Origin of the sequence: Vibrio sp. M260112, from assembly GCF_036533775.1 — a bacterium.
GTDB lineage: Bacteria > Pseudomonadota > Gammaproteobacteria > Enterobacterales > Vibrionaceae > Vibrio.
In genome coordinates this window covers 25,340-44,196 of record NZ_JATABH010000016.1, presented here as the reverse complement: position 1 = coordinate 44,196, position 18,857 = coordinate 25,340, and the positions used below count along the sequence as shown (strand labels likewise).

Below are 18,857 nucleotides of genomic sequence, written 5' to 3'. Positions count from 1 at the left end.
TTCCCTGTTAGTAACGGATTTTCGGGTCGATTAACGCTAGTAAAATATCAACAACAGCGTTGAACAAGATGAATAGGAAACCAATTAGGATGGTAATTCCCATTACTAGCGAGTAGTCACGGTTAAATGCTGCGTTAACGAATAGCTTACCAATACCTGGCAGACCAAAGATCGTTTCGATAACAACAGAACCAGTAATGATACCTACGAATGCAGGACCCATGTAAGAAACTACAGGTAGCAGTGCAGGTTTCAGCGCATGCTTAAGAACAATGTAACGGTAGCTCAAGCCCTTAGCTCGTGCTGTTCGGATAAAGTTACTGTTGAGAGTTTCAATCATTGAACCACGAGTGATACGAGCAAAGGTCGCAATGTACAGGAATGACATACCTAACACTGGAAGTACCATGTACTCAATCGCACCACCGTTCCAACCGCCCGCAGGGAACCAGCCTAAGCCGATCGAAAAGATATAAATCAGAACAGGAGCAAATACGAAGGAGGGTAACACCACCCCTATCATGGACGTGGACATGACCGAATAGTCAAGCCAAGTATTCTGTTTCAGTGCAGCCAGTGTACCGACCGCCACACCGACGATCACGGTAAAAATAAACGCGTAAAAGCCCACTTTAGCTGAAACTGGTAATGCTTCAGCGACTAACTCATTAACGGTGTAGTCTTTGTATTTGAATGAAGGGCCAAAATCACCTTGCAAAATATTGCCTAAATAGGTGGTGTATTGTTCAAATAAAGGCTTGTCTAGACCATATTTCTCATTGATGTTTTGCATTACTTCAGGTGGCAAAGTCTTTTCTGATGAAAAAGGGTTACCTGGAGCAAAACGCATAAGGAAAAAAGAAACGGTTATTAGGACAAGTAAGGTCGGAATTGCTTCCACAATACGAGTAAAAATTAACTTCAACATAATGCATCTCACATCTAAAAAAATGCACCCATAGCGCAGGCTATGGGCGCATTCTTATCTACTTCAAATTACTATTTTTTAATAATGTACATATCTTTTGAGTAGATATTGTCCTGAGGGTTCTGATCAGGATAGCCGCCTACCACTGTGCTCACTAGGCGAGGCTGAACGTACTGGTAAATCGGAGCGATTGGCATGTCTTGCGCAAGCTGAGCTTCAGCAATTGCATAGAACGCATTACGTTCTTCATCCGTTTTCGCTACGTTTACAGCGTCGTTCATCGCTTTGTCAAAAACAGCGCTAGAGTATTTCTGATCGTTTGAACCATTCTCAGTCATAGCGATTGCTAGGAAAGTAGATGCTTCGTTGTAGTCAGCACACCAGCCCGCACGACGAACGTCAAAGTTGCCTTGCTTGCTGCTGTCTAGGTACGTTTTCCACTCTTGGTTTTCAAGTTTCACGTTTACGAAACCACCTAGAGATTTCTTCCACATAGATTGTACCGCTACAGCGATCTTCTTGTGGTTCTCTGAAGTGTTGTAAAGAAGTGTGAAGTCTAGTGGTTTACCCTGACCAAAGCCTGCTTCTGCTAGAAGCTCTTTCGCTTTCTCTATACGCTCTTTTTGAGATAGAGATGCGTACTCAGGCGCTTCAGGAGAGAAACCTGTGATACCGCTGTGAGTCAGCGCGAATGCTGGCTTCTGACCTTGACCAAGAATTGCGTTAGTGATGATGTCACGATCGATAGTGTAAGACAGTGCCTTACGTACGCGTACATCGTCAAATGGAGGGCGTTGAGTGTTGAAACCGTAGTAGTAAGTACATAGGTTTGGAGAAACAACAACGTTCTCTGGGTAATCTTTAGATAGACGACGGAATTGCTCGTTTGGCACTTCGTATGTTAGGTGAATTTCACCAGATAGGAAGCGGTTCATTTCCGCGTTTTGGTTTTCGATAGGTAGGAAAGTTACCTTATCAATGACTGTGTCTTTGTTGTCCCAGTAATTTGTGTTGCGCTCAAGTACGATTTTCTCGTTCACAACCCAGTCAGAAAGTACGAATGCACCGTTACCAACGAAGTTACCTGGTTTAGTCCAACCGCTACCGAATTTTTCAACAGTTGCCTTGTGAACTGGGTACATTGTTGTGTGTGCCATCATCTTAACAAAGTAAGGTAGTGGTACTTCGGTTTCTAGTACTAGAGTGTGATCGTCAACAGCTTTAACACCAAGCTCGCTTACGTCTTTTTTGCCAGCAATAATGTCTTTAGCATTCTTCATCTTTGTATATTCGATGTACCAAGCGTATGGTGATGCTGTCGCTGGATCTGCTGCACGCTTGAAGCTGTATTCGAAATCGTACGCAGTTACTGGGTCACCGTTAGACCATTTAGCGTCTTTACGGATTTTGAAAGTGAAAGTTTGGTTGTCTTCTGTAGTCCAAGACTCAGCTGCGCCAGGGATTGTGTTACCTGGACCATCTTGAATCACTAGCCCTTCCATTAAGTCGCGTAGAACGTGTGACTCTGGAACACCTTCAACTTTATGTGGGTCAAGAGACGCAACTTCAGAACCGTTACCACGGACCAGTTCTTGAACTTTAGCTAGTTGAGTGCCAGCAGGAACATCTGCTGCAAGTGTAGTAGTAGAAGTGGCAGCCACTGCCAAACCAGCGCCTAGAAGTAGGGCTTGTGTGATTTTATTCTTGTACATGCATTAAACTCCGAGTTTTATGTATTGCATCCATGACTTCTTTGTATCTCACTAGAACGGCCAGTGATTTAGAACTGTTTAGCTCAAAAATTAAGCATAAAAATCTAAAATAATACAAAGATTGCGGCACACATTAGCAATCATTGAAGTAATTTGCCATAAAAATGTAGCAAAAAGTCGTATATACACCCGATTACGTCAATAAATTGGTAAGAATCTCTAGGTATCAAGAATTCCTTAGTTGAATAAAATAAAAATTCTCTCCCAAGCAGATTGAAGTGCCATATTATCTAATAAGAAGCTTTTTTAGCATCTTATGCTATATATTGTGCGGAAATTTTACAAAAGTAATGCAATCTAGATAACAAATAGCTACATTTGCCTTTGGCAAAATTGCGTTCTGTGAACTTAGTCACTTCACTTAAATTTACTAAAGTCTAATTATCATATTTCAGACATTAATCCCAATTATCAACCAAATGATAGATATTCCCATCATTAATACATGTGGGTTTATTTAGATTTTTTATCAGAACAATCTGATCGAGGGAAAATAGTTAATGCGGGTTGGAATAAGTTCTAAACGAGAATTCTAATGTTTAGACAAAAAGGAAAGGATTAAAATTAAAAAGTAGCAGATAGCAAAACGCCGCTAATAAAAGCGGCGTTTTTAATGGGTGGAAGCCCCAGCCACATCCCGGCACACAAGTCACTCGCTGCGGCTGCTTCCTTCCGGACCTGACCGAGTTCACGAGCTATTGTTGCGGGAGGACCAGGGCCTCCATAGATTCGTTTTCCTTAGCAGAGCTAAGGAGTGAGGGGATTATCAGTCATCCTCAGGGCTATTTCAAGTCAAACAAGGCAGAAAAGTCATCTTTTCGATTCAACTGCTTAGTGAGTAACCACTATGAGTTAAGAGAAACCACTTTCGCAGCTTGTCTCGCCCCATTTTTTCCGTCTGCTTGCGCTTGCTTGTGCTGATACATTTCTACATCGGCTTCATGTATCACTTCTTCAATGCTCATAAAGTGTCTTCCTGAAGGTGAAGCACCGAAAGCTAGGGAGACATTAAACGCAATGCTTTTGTCATCAGAAGCGAACGGAAACAACTCAAACTGGCTTTTTAACTTGCTGACCTCTTCTGGCGTAACCTTACCGACAAGCACAAACTCATCGCCACCAATTCGATAGCTCGATCCACGCCAATAACGACTAATGTAGCTCGCCACCGCTTTTAACACTTGGTCACCGACTTCATGACCATAGCTGTCATTGATCTGTTTGAATCGATTTACATCTAAATAGATTAAGGTCTCATCCCCATTGATGCCGCTTCTATATTTCTGCTTTAGCGCTCGACGATTACGTAACCTGGTTAGATTATCGGTATTTGATTGGCTATGCAGATACATTGCCACGACCACTAAAAATCCTAGCACCAATAAGAAGAGAAACTGGCTATTTCGTGAAAACGCCTGTTCTGCATGTAAGGTGGCTTTCCAGTCCGGTTGATAATCGTATTTGCTGATGATGCGCTCAACATCGATCATTTTGATTGCTCGAGTAAAGAGTGGCGCTAGCGTTTCTCCTAGATCGTTCTTGGCAAAACCTATCGCAATCGGTGATTTGTAGTAGCTGCCAATCAATGTTTCCTCTGCGAGTGGAAGTAGATCATTGGATTCGCGTAGTCGTTTATTGAAGTTAGCTCGGCTGACCGCCAAATAATCAATTTTTTCGTCTAATAGCGCTTCATAGATTGCATCACCACTTGGGTAAGCATGGAGGACTTTGTTAGGTAGACGCTGCGAAAGTAACTCTTGGTAGAAGTCGTCTCGGATCACGCCAATTCTCTCGGCGATTAACTCTGAGACGTTGCTGTAAACATTCTCTTTGTACCCTTCCCTTTTGACCAGGATGGCTTCTGGGAAATAGTAAGGCACGCTAAAATACGCGATGTTCTTGCGTGATTCAGAAGCCACAATAGGTGATAGAACATCAATCTCTTGCTCGATCAAATCACGGTACATGCTCTCCCAAGATTCATCGTAGGTACTTATGAGGTTACATCTGAGCATCAGAATCTCACACGCCTGTAAAACCACATCGGCAGTAATGCCACTGATACTACCGTCTGGTTCGTATTTGGCGTACTGACCTATATTTTCAATCTTGACTCTCAAGGGCTTTTGATAGTTGATCAGGCTATCAATAACATCCTGACGTAACGCCTGTTTTCTCAAATCAAATTGATACTGCTTCACCGACTCGCGCAGAAGTTTTTGTACCTCTGCGCCGTGCACATAATGTTCAATCGTTTTGAGTAAGTTTTGATGTTTGCCTTTTGGCGCAATAATTGAAACGGGCTTAATCATCAGTTGATGGTTAAGCAATTGTGCATCGTAACCCGCGAGAAGCATGGGTTTTAACTGATTGATCGCGTCAACAACACCATCAACTTGCCCTGACTCAATCAAGGATTTAGCTTGGTCATGTCCACGATATTCTACCAAGCTCATTTCTGGATAGTTAGCGTGAATCAACTCGCCATAAATGGTTCCGGCGGGTACTCCGACGGTTGAGACTTCATCCAAGTCGGCATTAATCAAACTAAAAAGATAGGTGTATTCAATATTGGTTGGGCTTGAGAACTCAAAAAACTCAGCGCGCTCAGTAGTATAAGTAACGTTGGCGGCAAAATCGGCTTGCGAAGTTTTTACGGCATTTAGGATGCTATTAAAGCTTGGATAATAGACATACTCCACCTGCAACCCAAATTGCTCAGAAACAGCATCAAAAAGTATCCGTGAGACGACATCATCCGCCTCCATCGCGACCTTATATTTGGTGTTTGCGTACGTTGTGGGTATCAATAGCATGCAAAACACAGTGCACCACATGCGCCAGAGGTAGGTCATCCTTGCTTGTTCCTATTTGAATAGTTATGAATTCTCTTATCTCAAAGATGACCAAGGAACAAAGATGCCCTGGGGATATCATCGAGTCGGATGCCGAACTAAAGTGTCGGACAAACAAGCACTTGTTTAAAAGTATTGTCCTTATCAACCCACTCACCGTTCAAAACATGCGCAATTTTGACACACATAGTTGAATATGCCAACCGCATATACATCGAACTCTGATTGACTATTTATATGTCTTGCTCTTGTTCAACACTTCGCAAAATGTAGTCTGTCATCCAAGCTGTACCGAGCAAACAGATCCACACGACAAACACGGGATTGGGCACTTCGATGGTAGGGGTAACGACTAAGGCAGCGAAGCCAACCGTTGGTAGTGTCCAACATAACAATTTACTCCAACGGAATGAGGTCAACTTCGACAAACTTTCCATCGAGGCCATAATGCCTGTAATACATAGAGCCAACAGCGCGGCGTAAGACAAATCAGCTATCCATAACGGCAGAATTAAACCCAGAGCCCACCAGCTATGTTTGTTGGATGGCTTCCAGTGAGAGACTGACCACCAAATAGCAATCACGGCAATAGTTTGGACAAAGGTGACAACGGGTTCACCAGCGAGCTTTCCTCCCGCTTGTGTCACCATAATCCCCACCATTAAGGTCGTCACGATCAAAGCACTTGTCAGCACGACCCCCAAGCTGCTTCGTTTAGAAAATGCGACCATTAATAACGGGAACAGTACCCATAGACTCACGGATAACGTAAACGGTTGATGAGGTAGTGTAAGACCATAAGTGGTCATCGCGGCCATCAATACAAGACCGACCACACCGCCTTGGGGAAAAATCCACAATGCGGGGATGATTAAGGCTAAAACGGGGATATCGCCTTCGCTTAGACTGATACTCCGAGCACAAACCACAGCCAATAACGTTGTCACTAAGAACTGAAATGTAGAAAATACCATGCCCTCTCCTTATCCATTCCTTGGAACTCTGTACTAGGACACTCTGATTATGGACCAGTTTTTAATGCAAATCTTTGCTGTAATTCACCAAATTCCTAGTGGAAAAGTCACGACCTATGGTGAGATCGCAAAACGCGCAGGTTATCCTAGCTATGCCCGTCACGTTGGTAAAGCCCTTGGCAATCTTCCACAAGAGACCAAGTTGCCTTGGCACCGAGTGATTAACAGTCAGGGCAAGATTTCTTTAAAAGGACAGGATCTACTGAGACAAAGAGCCAAGCTTATTGCAGAAGGTGTTGAAGTCAGTGAAGAGGGAAAGTTGAGCTTGAGAAAATATAAATGGCAGCCCTGATGGGCTGCCATTCAATACTCTTTAGTTACGCACACCGATTAGGCGCAGATTGACATTGTCCGTCTGTGCATCATCAGTAATAACCGGATAAGACGTATCAGTAATGAAACGAAGCTGACCATCTACTTCAATACGCGCACTCACACTGTAACGGTGGCGAGCTTCAATTTTGTTAGTATCGTAAGCGAGGTCAAACTCGAAAGGAACTTGCGCACCATTGGTTTCAAAACGATGCTTAGCGATAACTTTTGCTGGAGCGTCCGCCAATGAGACATCTTGTAGAGTCACTGTCACCACTGCATTATCCGGCAACGCAATGCGCTCACGGTAAGCAAGTGTGCCTGTCACTGAATCCACTCGTGGTTGCTCTTGTTTCTCTGAAGATTGGCAGCCAACCAATACTGCACCTAGTACCACTGACATTACTAACGCTAGTGCCTTTTTCATAAAGCCTCTCTATAACTAATTAAATTCACGAGGATTATAGAAGGCTATTATATGAATGTCATTGTACGCTAACGATTACTGACAAAGTTCTGACTATGTTAGTTCTATGATGACAATTAAAATTTAAACAGCTGTTTTATTTGTCAGTAACTGCGTAAAATGGGTCTCAAATATGGTATTAGAAGGTCACAAATATGAGTAAACCTCTAAACGAGTTGTTGAATTTATTGCAATTAGAAAAACTTGAAGAAGGACTTTTTAGAGGTCAAAGCGAAAACCTCGGGCTACCACAAGTTTATGGTGGTCAGGTTATCGGTCAGGCATTATCAGCGGCTCGCTACACCGTTGATGCGGATCGTACGGTTCACTCATTTCATAGCTATTTTCTCTATCCGGGAAATCCCGAGAAACCTATTATTTACGATGTGGAAAACCTACGCGATGGTCGTAGTTTCAGTACTCGTCGTGTGAAAGCGATTCAAAATGGGCGTCCAATCTTCTACCTCACCGCATCTTATCACGGCGAAGCACCGGGGTTTGAACACCAAAATGTGATGCCTGATATCCCAGGGCCAGAGCACTTTGCGTCAGAGTCAGAGCTTGCTGGCCGCATTGCTCATTTGCTACCAGAAAAATTGCAGAAAACGTTTTGCGGAGAAAAACCTATCGAAATGCGACCGGTTACAGTGGTGAATCCGTTGAAACCTGAAAAAGCGGATCCCAAGCAATATCTTTGGATAAAAGCCAACGGCAAAGTACCGGATAACCAACTTATCCATCAATATTTATTAGGCTACGCATCTGATTGGGGCTTCCTTGTCACTGCGCTACACCCTCACGGTGTCTCTCTGATGACACCGAAATTCCAGGTCGCTACCATCGACCACTCCATTTGGTTCCACCGACCATTTAAAGTCGATGACTGGCTTCTCTATGCGATAGAAAGTCCAACTGCAAGCAATACACGGGGACTGGTCCGTGGCGAAATATACAATCGTAATGGCGATCTTGTTGCTACCGCAGTACAAGAGGGTGTGATGCGTTTTACCAGCTAAAGCCATCAAGCCTCCTGCGGGAGGCTTTTAATCGCTGCAGATCGGCAGAGCCGTGGTGTATTTTAAAGGTTCCATGGCAAAAGTAGATGTCACGTTAGAAATACCTTCCACTGAGTTGACCAGTTTTTTGTAGAAGCGATCAAAACACTTCATGTCCTTCACTAAGACTTTCATCATATAGTCGTATTCACCCGCCATTCGATAAAACTCCATCACTTCCGGGAACTCAGAAGCGGTTGAAACAAAATGGCTGTACCATTCATGGGAATGGTCACTGGTTTTTATCAGTACGAAGGCCGTGAACGACAAATCCAATTTCTCGGGATTGAGTAGTGCAACTCGCTTTTGAATAACCCCCATCTCTTCTAGCTTCTTCATGCGCTTCCAACATGGTGTCGTTGTTAGATTGACTGCATCTGCCAGTTCATTGAGAGACAATGTTCCATCACTTTGTAATAGATCGAGTATTTTTCGGTCAATTTTGTCTAATTCGATATCCATAAAATCACATTTATAGAATTATTTTCTCCAAATAAAGCAAAACGGAGTAAAAAAAGCAAAGTTTTTCTCCCTATTAATCGCTACATTAACGCTATAACGATTCTAAGGATAAACCCTATGTGTACCGACCATAACTGGATTAACAATGCTGTACGAAAAATCGAAGCAGACTATCAGCGCAGTGCTGATACACATCTGATTAAACTCGATTTGCCAAGTATCGAAGGCGTTGATATTTATCTAAAAGATGAAAGTACACATCCGACAGGTTCTCTAAAACATCGTCTCGCACGCTCTCTATTCCTTTACGCAATTTGTAATGGTTGGGTGGGTCCTGAAACCACGATTATCGAATCTTCCTCAGGTAGTACCGCGGTTTCTGAAGCTTATTTTGCTCGCCTACTTGGCCTACCATTTATCGCTGTGATGCCTAAATGTACCGCACGCAAAAAAATTGAGCAGATTGAATTCTACGGCGGTCAAGCCCATTTGGTTGATCGTTCTGATCAGATCTATGCAGAATCTCACCGCCTAGCTCAAGAGTTGAATGGGCATTATATAGACCAGTTTACCTACGCAGAACGAGCAACAGACTGGCGTGGTAATAACAATATAGCCAACTCGATCTTTAGTCAGATGGAAATGGAAGATCACCCAGTACCAACTTGGGTCGTAATGAGTCCGGGTACGGGGGGAACTTCAGCTACAATTGGGCGCTTTATTCGCTACCAACAACACGACACTAAGCTCTGTGTTGTTGACCCTGAAAACTCAGTGTTCCATGAGTATTTCAAGACAGGTAACAAAAATCTCACTGGCGATTGCGGAAGCAAAATTGAAGGCATTGGTCGTCCGCGAGTTGAGCCGAGCTTTATTCCTGGTGTTGTTGATGAGATGCGCACTATTCCTGACGCAGCATCCGTCGCAACGGCGCACTGGCTAGAAAAAATCCTAGGTCGTAAGGTCGGGGCATCAACTGGTACAAACTTATACGGTGTACTCCAGCTAGCCTGCGAAATGAAAGCCCGTGGTGAAAAAGGTTCGATTGTGACGCTACTGTGTGACAGCGGTGAACGTTATTTAGATACATACTACAACGCCGAGTGGGTTGAAGAGAACATCGGTGACCTTCAGCCATACATAGCCAAACTTGAAGAATTAGAGGTCACTGGCCAATTAAGCTAGCCTAATACGATAAAAGTCAAAGCCCCGTTCACTCTACGCGTAACGGGGCTTTTTTGTATTCACTCAGGTTGATTAACCCTTGTTTTGGCGCGCTTCAAACGCAGCTAGCTGCTCAGGCGTTGCTTTTGGCTGGTGGTTTTGTTTCCACTCATCGTAAGTCATGCCATAAACGCGTTCACGTGCATCATCGATATCGAGATCGACCCCTTGGGTATCTGCTTCAGCCTTGTACCATTTGCTGAAACAGTTACGGCAGAAACCAGCCAGAATCATTAAATCGATGTTTTGTACGTCTTTGTTGTCATCTAGATGCGCGAGTAAACGACGAAAAGCCGCAGCATCCAGTTTGTCTTGCTGCTCTTGAGTGAGGTTTTTGTATTTAAATTCAGCCACTTTACTTACCTTAGTATGATTTTTAGCTAGGCTAAAAATACTACCAAGCATTGACAGCTTTAGACAATACAAAAACGCCCAAGCTATGAGCTTGGGCGTTAAACTTTAACGGTTAGGTATCGGTATTAGCCTTGAATACCAACGATTAGCCATGGCGCATTTGGTGTGGTTAAATCACGCTCTAAGTGCCAGATATCTTCGATGTTCTCTTCAATACCTTCTACTGAGTCACGGTAACGACCACTAAACTGTAAGCTTAGTTGCGCTTTGCTTGCATCATAATCCGCACGCACGATTTCAGCATCAACATACATCACATCGGTATGTTGCTCTCCACCGAGTTTCTCACGTTCTGATTTCAGATCTTCAAATAAGCTTGGAGAAACATACTCTTCAATCGTATCTAACTGGTTGTGGTTCCAAGCACCTTGAAGGATACGGTAGTGTTCACGAGATCCATTGATAAAGGCCGCTTGGTCGAAACCCGGTGGGTAGTTATGAGGAACATCACTCTGAGCACCAAAACCAAAACCACCGCTTTGTGCACCTGACTGAGGCTGCTCGAAATTATGTACATTTGGTTGTTCAAATTTAGGCGCAGAACCTCCGAATGCAGGCTGCTGACGATGCTGATTCATACTGCCCTGCTTTGCCCCAAGCATGCCACGCATAAGTTTGAAGATAACAAAAGCAATCAAACCGATGATCAAGATATCCATGAATTGGATACCTTCAAATGCACCACCAAAGAAGGCAGCAAGCAGTCCACCAGCTAACAAGCCACCAAGTAGGCCGCCCATCAAGCCTTTCTTGGTTGAGCTTTGAGTCTTAGTTGCTTGATCTTTACCAATAGTATTGGTGTTTTGTTGTTGCTGTTTTGGCGCAGGCGCAGTTTTAAGACTTTTGCCGAACGATTTTCCGCCACCTAACTTCTTTGCCTCGGCAATCGGCGTGATAGCCACTGAGACCATAAGTAGAGCAACGAGAGAAAAGAGCCGTTTCATATTCTTCCTTTCAAGTTCGTATCGAGGTATTGAATTTTTATTTATTATGACATCTTACCCTCAGCGGAACTAGATTCATACAAAAACGTCGGCGCGACATGTATCAGAATATTGCAAATTGTCCTTAGCAAAGTTGCGCTATAGGCATTGGCTCATTAGAATATTGAACAATGTTCATTTTAGATTATTCACCATGGCAAGAAGAAACGATCACACCCGCGAAGAACTCATCGCCCTTACACTATCAACGGTAAAGGCGTTTCTCACGACCAATTCGTATCATGAGCTTAGCTTGCGTAAGATCGCAACCATGATTGGTTATGTACCGAGTACACTGGTCAATGTGTTCGGAAACTACAATTTACTGTTATTGCATGTCGTAGCGCAGACCTTAGACGAGCTATCATCTGAAGCCAACCATGTCGTTAACGGCAGTCAAGATAACCGGTCAGCACTGTATGAACTGGCCTATTGCTATCATGACTTTGCACTTCGCCATCCAAATCGTTGGCAACTTATCTTCGAGCACAATATGAATGGCGAGACGCTGCCGGAGTGGCAAGCACAACGAATTAATGCCATGACTGGTATGCTAGAACACCTGTTACAAGCACTTGCCCCTCATCGCAGTGAAGCCGATGTGCTAAAAGCAAGTCGCGTGCTTTGGTCAGGTGTGCACGGTATTACGCTACTAAGCGTCGATGACAAGTTCTTCAGCGATCAGCCTATCGATGGCAAGGAGTTGATCGAGAATTTGCTCTCAAACTACCTGACCAATTGGTAACATCCTAAATGTTAAGGATCACTAATGTCTGATAGCCAAAGCTCTTTACTAAGGCAGAAACGATTTCTGCCTTATTTCGTCACACAGTTTTTCGGCGCTTTCAACGACAACATTTTTAAAAATGTTCTGCTGCTGTTCGTCGCTTTTGCTGGCGCAGGTACCTTACCCATTTCCAGTGATTTATTCATCAATCTCGCGGCAGGTCTGTTTATTCTGCCCTTTTTCCTTTTTTCAGCCTCCGCGGGTGTATTGGCTGACAAATATGAGAAATCTTGGTTTATTCGCAAGGTTAAACTCGCTGAGATCGGCATCATGTGTTTAGGGGCAATCGGCTTTATCACCGAAAGTTACACTATACTGCTGATACTGCTGTTCTTGATGGGTACGCAATCTGCGTTTTTCGGTCCGGTAAAATATGCGCTTCTGCCTCAGCAACTCAAACCCAATGAGTTAGTCCCAGGCAACGCTTTAGTCGAAACCGGCACATTTCTCGCGATTTTAATCGGCACTCTAGGAGCGGGGGTTATCGCCTCTTCTGAAAGCGCCAAATACGTCGCGGCAGCGTCCGTCGTTATCTTCGCGCTGCTTGGCTACCTCGCGAGCCGTTCTATTCCTGTAGCACCTGCCAGTGCGCCAACGCTCGAGTTCCGTTGGCAACCAATCAAGCAAACCAAACAAACCATCGCCATCGCCAAATCAGATCAGACAATCTTCCGCTCATTAATGGCCATCAGTTGGTTTTGGTTTCTGGGCGCGGCATACCTGACCCAATTTCCTAACTTCACTAAGATCTACCTTAATGGCAGTGAAAGTGCCGTCTCATTTTTACTTGCGCTCTTTTCCATTGGTATTGCGCTAGGTTCGCTAGCGTGCGACAAACTCTCAAACCATCGCATTGAAGTTGGTATCGTGCCGCTCGGCAGTTTTGGGATCACCGTGTTTGGCGCATTAATGGCGTTAGCGGTTCCACAGCAGTTACCAGAATTTGCTCATTTTTCAGACTTTGTGGCATACCAACCGCTGTGGCCAGTATTTGCATACCTATTTCTACTTGGTGCTTCTGGCGGTGTCTTTATCGTCCCGCTATATGCGCTGATGCAACAACGAGCAAAAGTCGATCAACGGGCACAGGTTATTGCCGCACTCAACATTTACAACTCTCTATTTATGGTCGGTAGTGCCATTCTAGGAATTATTTGCCTATCTGTTATTGGCCTTTCTATTCCTCAGTTATTCTTGCTGCTGGCGGTACTCAACATGTTGGTGGCGACTTACCTGTTTTCTCAAGTCCCTATCTTTGTCGTCCGCTTTCTAGTCTGGATACTTACACACACCATGTACCGAGTGACCCATAAGAATCTGCATAATTTGCCAGATAAACAGGGCGCTCTACTGGTTTGCAACCATGTCAGCTATATGGATGCTTTGTTGCTCAGCGCCGTTTGTCCAAGGCTCATTCGATTTGTAATGGAAGAAGATTATGCCAATGCACCTCCTTTGCGCCGTTTTCTCAAGCGCGCGGGAGTTATTCCCATTTCGGCAACTAATCGCCGCTCAATAGTAAGAGCATTTTCAGAAGTGGAGCAGGCACTGGCCGAAGGACACATTGTCTGTATCTTCCCCGAAGGTCGCTTGACCTCCGATGGTAAGATGAATCCATTTATGCGCGGTATGGATCTGATCCTCAAACGTAGCCCTGTTCCTGTCATTCCTATTGCGCTAAAGGGCATGTGGGGAAGTTACTTCAGCCGTCATAAAGGGGCAGCCTGTAAAGGGTTACCAACGCGATTTTGGTCAAAGATTGAAATTGAAGTGGGTGAGCCGGTTGACCCTAAATCAGCGTCTACGGAGACGATGTTTGAAAAGGTCTCGACACTAAGAGGCGACTGGCGCTAGGTCTATCATAACAAAACACGGCTGTTCAGTTTTTCTGAACAGCCGTTCAAAACATTCAGCTCTATTTATCGCTTTGGGTACGCTACACTTGCGGTTGATCTCAACTCACCAAATCAATAATGAATAAGCTAACCAAACAGTTGCCATTTTGGCTTGCTCTTGCAGTTTGCCTGACCCCTTTTATCACCTCTCCTACTGCACTTGTGATTGGCTTCTTGCTCGCTTCACTTGGCTTTGTTCCTGCGGAATTCAATCTCGCCAAGGTCACTAAAAAGCTGCTTGCCTACTCGATCGTTGGCTTAGGTTTCGGTATTCAGTTTGAACAGGCCCTCGCGGTAACATCGAATGGTATCGGCCTGATTGTCACCACCATTTTTGGTACCTTGGTAATTGGTTGGTGGGTTACAAAATGGATCGGTCTCAACAGAGAGACGGGGTATCTGATCTCTGCTGGCACAGCAATTTGTGGTGGCAGTGCGATCGCTGCTGTATCACCAGCGATTAAAGCGAGCGATGAACAGATAGGTTTATCTCTCGCGACGGTATTTGTTCTTAACTCTATCGCCCTGTTTATCTTCCCGGTGATTGGTCATGCGTTGAACCTTGACCAGCACACGTTTGGCACCTGGGCAGCCATCGCGATTCATGATACCTCATCCGTGGTTGGTGCCGCGTCTGCTTATGGTGAAGAAGCACTGACAACGGCGACAACGCTTAAACTGGCTCGAGCACTATGGATCATACCTGTTGCACTGTTTAGCGCGTTTTTGTTCCGTAGCGACTCAAAGAAAGTCACCATTCCATACTTCATCTTGTTTTACTGTATCGCGATCGCGGTAAGTGATGCCCTCCCCCAATTTGATGCGCTCTATCAGGGCATATTTGACGTAGCGAAACGTGCGTTAGTGGTCTGTTTATTCTTGATTGGCTGCGGTATTTCTGTCGAGAAACTCAAGTCGGCGGGCGCCAAACCACTGATGTTTGGTGTGACTTTGTGGATACTGATTTCAACCACGTCATTAGCATGGCTTACGTTGGTTTAACGCTTTTCTGTATCAAGTTCTAGCGATTGACGTTTTTGCTGTTTAGTGCTTGAGGCGATAGTAACAACCAGCAAAAACGCCGAGAGCTCAGCTAATGCCTTAACTAAACCCTCACTTTGCAGGGCAACCGTTATCTGAAGTAACACGGCGATAACCAAGAGTGCTTTCATTGCTTCTTATATCCAATTCCATATCTCAATAGAGGTATTATGAATTAAGGTTATAAGATTGCTAAATTCACATTTGGACTATGAAATGTCGAAATTAACTAAGTTGACTTTCCAGCCACTGTTTAACCTTTTGGCGCGATAATTTTATCCCACCCGCTAACAGTTCCAGTGGCATCTGATAATAGGCCTTCGGCCATTTGAATTTAGTTAGCTTAAGTTGTAACAGTAATTCAATCTCCGCTTGTTCAGGTAACTTTTCACACTGCAATACCGCGACAGGTCGATGTCCATATTCGTCATCTTCGATAGGCACGATAATCGCTAGCTGGATAGCATCTAATTGGTTGAGCACTGCTTCTATTTCCTCACAATGGATGTTCTCCCCACCAGAAATAAATTGGTTGTCCGCTCGACCGATGATCACCAACTCGTCACCTAACCACTGACCAAGGTCTTTACTATCAAACCAGCCATTTTCAGCTATTGGCGTCAGTACTCCTTGCTTGTAGTAACCTGAAGCCAGAGTATCACCACCAATGTAAATGCGCTGACCATCCAGTTTTACCAAGCGTTTGGGTAATACGCTCCCCGCACTATAAACTGCGTCTATCTTTTTAGCGGTCACTGTTGAGGCCGCTTCTGTCATTCCATATCCGAGCCAGGTTTCAATCCCGCGCTCAGCGGCTTGCTGGCTTAGTTCCAAAGGGACATGACTCCCCCCCAGTAAAACATGGCTGAGAGCCAGAGTTTCACTACTATCGAGCAAGCGTTTTAGCTGGGTTGCGACCAGTGATGCATGGCTGACATCCGAAATATCTTCGCTTAAATTACCTGTACCTATTTTGAGAGTTGCGCCAGTCGCAAGCCAACGATAGACAATCGCTAAACCAGATACGTGGTACATAGGCAGACTCAATAACCAAGTATCACCTGGCTGGAAGTGAAATTTTTCAAGTAGACCCTGCGCTGAGGCAAGATGGTGCTGCGATGTATGAGCAACCGCTTTCGGTATGCCCGTTGAACCAGATGTAAATACAATCGAAGCGATAGATTTGTTTTGGTAATGGCTGTGCCAATCTTCGATTTCAAGCTCTGACACTTGAACATGATACCCCGTCGTAGGCACAGGCGTACCTTGATCCGACCATAGGTAAGCATTGTCGGGATTGGGGTACAGGGTTGCCAGTTTGCTTTTAAGCTCACTTTCACTCTGCGGCATAGTAAGCGCACAAATGGCTCCCTGTTCGAGGCAGGCGAGATAGAGCAGCAACAATTGAGGACTGTTCTTACCCACGCAAGTAACTAGGTCGCCAACGGATACGCCTTGTTTACCTAAAGATGCGGCTAGGCGTTGTACTTTTTCGGCGAGTTCAAGCCAAGTGTAACCTTGCTCAGGAGTCTCTAAAGCATACAAAGATGGGCTCAGTTGAGCCCATTTATTGACAGGTGATAACTCTGCTTTCATTCTGACTGCCAAATCAATGCTTGGTCCGACAATGAAGTCAGTGGCAATTCGCAACCTGGCCAAGCAACTTCTAGCTGCTGAGCGAACAAACCCACAGTATCAAGACCTGGTATTTCGTCAGGTAACTGCCAATGTGCCAGTCTAGCCAACTGAGTTAAACCAAGACTTGATTCAATACTCGAACTCACAACCGCTTTGATCCCCAGTTCCTTAGCTCTTTGAATCAACGCGATACAGCGTTCAACAGAGCCAAGTAAAGTCGGCTTGATGACGATCGCTTTAGCACCATTGAGATCTTCAAGCTTAAAATCATCGCGACGAATCGCATGCTGAAGCGTCTCATCCCAAGCGATAGCAATTCCAGTATCAATCGCAAAAGAAAAACTGTCACCCGGCACTTGGCAGGGCTCTTCGATAAAGGCAATACGTCCTCTTAACGAAGGCGCGATCTTCTTGGCAAACTGTTGCGCTTTTTCAGCACTCCAAGCTCGGTTGGCATCTAATCTTAGTGTGAGGTCAGGAATGGACTCCAAAAATAGACTCACTAACATCCCGTCACGAATAGGCTCATACAGCCCAACTTTGATTTTTGCTACTTTCTGACCGCTCATTGCGTTGAGCTTAGGAATGAGCTCATCAGGATCCCCTGAGCAGAGTGGAGCAGCTTGATACACACCGTGCTGTGGAAGCTGTTGCGTCAATTCCATTTGCGCCATTGAAAGACCAAACGCAACCGATGGATACAGACCATCAAAATTAAGCTCCACGCCTTGTTGCCACAAAGCCAGTTGCTCGACGAGCTGTGAATAGGCTTCATCCATGGTCTCAATACTAAAACCCGCAAGAGGAGCAACTTCACCAAGACCAGTGTCACCATCAAGCGCTAACTCTACGACAAAACCTTCGCGCTGTTTCAACCTCTGATCACGCAGTATCACACCGCTGTCCATCGGCAGTTCATAGCGATAGAGTTTGGCTGATCTCATAGCAATATCCTTTTCATTATTGATATAAATGTAGCATGCATTGGATATTTCACCCGTTCGTCTGCAAACATCTAGGTTATCGCTTCTACAGCAAGGCGAGGACGTGAAAGATGACGCATCCTCGAATTGCTATCACGATTAGAACTAAGATATTAACGACAAATTATGGGTTGCGTGGAAACTTGTTAAAGTCCGGACGGCGCTTTTCATTGAAAGCATTGCGACCTTCCTGACCTTCTTCAGTCATGTAGAACATCATGGTTGCGTTGCCAGCTAGCTCTTGAAGACCCGCTTGACCATCACAATCTGCGTTCAACGCGGCCTTAAGACAACGAAGCGCCATTGGGCTGTGCTGTAATGTCTCACGACACCAACGTACGGTTTCTTTCTCAAGATCTTCTAGAGGCACCACGGTATTGACTAGCCCCATGTCTAGCGCTTCCTTCGCATCATAGAAACGACATAAGAACCAGATTTCACGAGCTTTTTTCTGACCAACAATACGTGCCATGTATGACGCGCCCCACCCCCCATCAAAGGAACCTACTTTAGGGCCAGTTTGACCAAACTGTGCATTCTCAGCGGCGATCGTCAGATCACACATCATATGCAGTACGTGACCACCGCCTACAGCCCAACCTGCAACCGAAGCGATAACAGGCTTCGGACACGTACGAATCTGACGTTGGAAGTCCAAAACGTTTAAGTGGTGCGTACCTGAGTCATCTCTGTAACCACCGTAATCGCCACGAATTTTCTGGTCACCGCCAGAACAAAACGCTTTCTCACCTAAACCGGTAAGGATAATAACGCCGACACCTTCGTCATAACGTGCATCGGCAAGCGCGTTGATCATCTCTTTTACCGTTTGAGGGCGGAACGCATTACGAACCTGTGGGCGGGCGATAGTAATCTTAGCGATACCATCTTCAGATTTGTGGTACTGAATATCTTCATATTCACCGCTGCAGTCATTCCAGTGTACTGGTGCGTATAATTCTTCTTCTGAGATACCGACTGTTTTTGCCATGGTGATTCCTGTTTGTT

At 44.8% G+C, this 18,857-nt stretch carries 18 protein-coding genes and 1 other RNA gene; 6 read left to right on the top strand and 13 right to left on the bottom strand.

The annotated features are described in order from the left end of the window. Positions 1–7 precede the first annotated feature (7 nt). The 5 genes from oppB to QTN95_RS09260 form a co-directional block, all read right to left on the bottom strand. A complete protein-coding gene (gene oppB, locus QTN95_RS09280; protein WP_331417280.1) occupies positions 8–928 on the bottom strand; it encodes an oligopeptide ABC transporter permease OppB in 921 nt (306 codons plus the stop codon). A gap of 71 nt (positions 929–999) precedes the next feature. Continuing rightward, positions 1,000–2,640, bottom strand: a complete 1,641-nt coding sequence (locus tag QTN95_RS09275) for an ABC transporter substrate-binding protein (RefSeq protein WP_331417279.1) — start codon at positions 2,638–2,640, stop codon at positions 1,000–1,002. Between the two features lie 681 nt (positions 2,641–3,321). Beyond that, an RNA gene (ffs, locus tag QTN95_RS09270) (signal recognition particle sRNA small type) lies at positions 3,322–3,418 on the bottom strand. Positions 3,419–3,545: 127 nt separating this feature from the next. Further along, a complete protein-coding gene (locus QTN95_RS09265) occupies positions 3,546–5,555 on the bottom strand; it encodes a diguanylate cyclase domain-containing protein (protein ID WP_443088866.1) in 2,010 nt (669 codons plus the stop codon). A 233-nt stretch (positions 5,556–5,788) separates the two neighbouring features. Beyond that, positions 5,789–6,529 (bottom strand): hypothetical protein, encoded by a 741-nt coding sequence (locus tag QTN95_RS09260; RefSeq protein WP_138970838.1) that lies wholly within the window; start codon positions 6,527–6,529, stop codon positions 5,789–5,791. Positions 6,530–6,578: 49 nt separating this feature from the next. Here QTN95_RS09260 and QTN95_RS09255 point away from each other — a divergent pair, with 49 nt between their 5' ends. Then, positions 6,579–6,881 carry a DNA base-flipping protein gene (locus QTN95_RS09255; RefSeq protein WP_331417277.1) on the top strand — a complete coding sequence of 101 codons (303 nt, stop codon included), beginning with the start codon at positions 6,579–6,581 and terminating at the stop codon, positions 6,879–6,881. A 21-nt stretch (positions 6,882–6,902) separates the two neighbouring features. Here QTN95_RS09255 and QTN95_RS09250 read toward each other — a convergent pair whose 3' ends face one another. Further along, entirely contained in the window at positions 6,903–7,328 is a 426-nt protein-coding gene (locus QTN95_RS09250; RefSeq protein ID WP_138970836.1) for a YbaY family lipoprotein, read from the bottom strand. A gap of 194 nt (positions 7,329–7,522) precedes the next feature. Here QTN95_RS09250 and tesB point away from each other — a divergent pair, with 194 nt between their 5' ends. Next, positions 7,523–8,383, top strand: coding sequence for an acyl-CoA thioesterase II (gene tesB / locus QTN95_RS09245; RefSeq protein WP_331417276.1), 861 nt, complete (start codon positions 7,523–7,525; stop codon positions 8,381–8,383). Between the two features lie 27 nt (positions 8,384–8,410). Here the strand turns inward: tesB and QTN95_RS09240 are convergent, their stop codons facing one another. Next, positions 8,411–8,884: an Lrp/AsnC family transcriptional regulator gene (locus QTN95_RS09240; protein ID WP_171052125.1), complete on the bottom strand. Its 474-nt coding sequence runs from the start codon at positions 8,882–8,884 to the stop codon at positions 8,411–8,413. A gap of 117 nt (positions 8,885–9,001) precedes the next feature. Here QTN95_RS09240 and QTN95_RS09235 point away from each other — a divergent pair, with 117 nt between their 5' ends. Next, complete coding sequence (locus QTN95_RS09235; RefSeq protein WP_331417275.1) at positions 9,002–10,069, top strand: PLP-dependent cysteine synthase family protein; 1,068 nt, start codon at positions 9,002–9,004, stop codon at positions 10,067–10,069. Between the two features lie 72 nt (positions 10,070–10,141). Here QTN95_RS09235 and QTN95_RS09230 read toward each other — a convergent pair whose 3' ends face one another. Both QTN95_RS09230 and QTN95_RS09225 read right to left on the bottom strand, forming a co-directional pair. Further along, a complete protein-coding gene (locus QTN95_RS09230; RefSeq protein ID WP_331417274.1) occupies positions 10,142–10,462 on the bottom strand; it encodes a DUF1244 domain-containing protein in 321 nt (106 codons plus the stop codon). 125 nt (positions 10,463–10,587) lie between these two features. After that, positions 10,588–11,466 carry a Tim44 domain-containing protein gene (locus tag QTN95_RS09225; protein ID WP_331417273.1) on the bottom strand — a complete coding sequence of 293 codons (879 nt, stop codon included), beginning with the start codon at positions 11,464–11,466 and terminating at the stop codon, positions 10,588–10,590. Positions 11,467–11,659: 193 nt separating this feature from the next. Here QTN95_RS09225 and QTN95_RS09220 point away from each other — a divergent pair, with 193 nt between their 5' ends. From QTN95_RS09220 to QTN95_RS09210, 3 genes are all read left to right on the top strand, one after another. Next, the gene (locus QTN95_RS09220; protein WP_331417272.1) at positions 11,660–12,250 is read left to right on the top strand and encodes a TetR/AcrR family transcriptional regulator; all 591 of its coding nucleotides are present in this window, start codon (positions 11,660–11,662) and stop codon (positions 12,248–12,250) included. 24 nt (positions 12,251–12,274) lie between these two features. Next, entirely contained in the window at positions 12,275–14,146 is a 1,872-nt protein-coding gene (locus QTN95_RS09215; protein WP_331417271.1) for an MFS transporter, read from the top strand. A gap of 119 nt (positions 14,147–14,265) precedes the next feature. Then, positions 14,266–15,189, top strand: a complete 924-nt coding sequence (locus QTN95_RS09210; RefSeq protein ID WP_331417270.1) for a YeiH family protein — start codon at positions 14,266–14,268, stop codon at positions 15,187–15,189. Here QTN95_RS09210 and QTN95_RS09205 read toward each other — a convergent pair. From QTN95_RS09205 to menB, 4 genes are all read right to left on the bottom strand, one after another. Then, positions 15,186–15,359, bottom strand: coding sequence for a hypothetical protein (locus QTN95_RS09205; RefSeq protein ID WP_171052123.1), 174 nt, complete (start codon positions 15,357–15,359; stop codon positions 15,186–15,188). The genes QTN95_RS09210 and QTN95_RS09205 overlap by 4 nt on opposite strands. Before the next feature lie 94 nt (positions 15,360–15,453). Next, on the bottom strand, positions 15,454–16,824 hold the full coding sequence (gene menE / locus QTN95_RS09200; RefSeq protein ID WP_331417269.1) for an o-succinylbenzoate--CoA ligase: 1,371 nt from the start codon (positions 16,822–16,824) through the stop codon (positions 15,454–15,456). Further along, complete coding sequence (gene menC, locus QTN95_RS09195; RefSeq protein WP_331417268.1) at positions 16,821–17,810, bottom strand: o-succinylbenzoate synthase; 990 nt, start codon at positions 17,808–17,810, stop codon at positions 16,821–16,823. Before menC ends, menE begins: the two co-directional genes overlap by 4 nt. A gap of 163 nt (positions 17,811–17,973) precedes the next feature. Continuing rightward, on the bottom strand, positions 17,974–18,840 hold the full coding sequence (gene menB / locus QTN95_RS09190; RefSeq protein WP_269375994.1) for a 1,4-dihydroxy-2-naphthoyl-CoA synthase: 867 nt from the start codon (positions 18,838–18,840) through the stop codon (positions 17,974–17,976). Positions 18,841–18,857 lie beyond the last annotated feature (17 nt).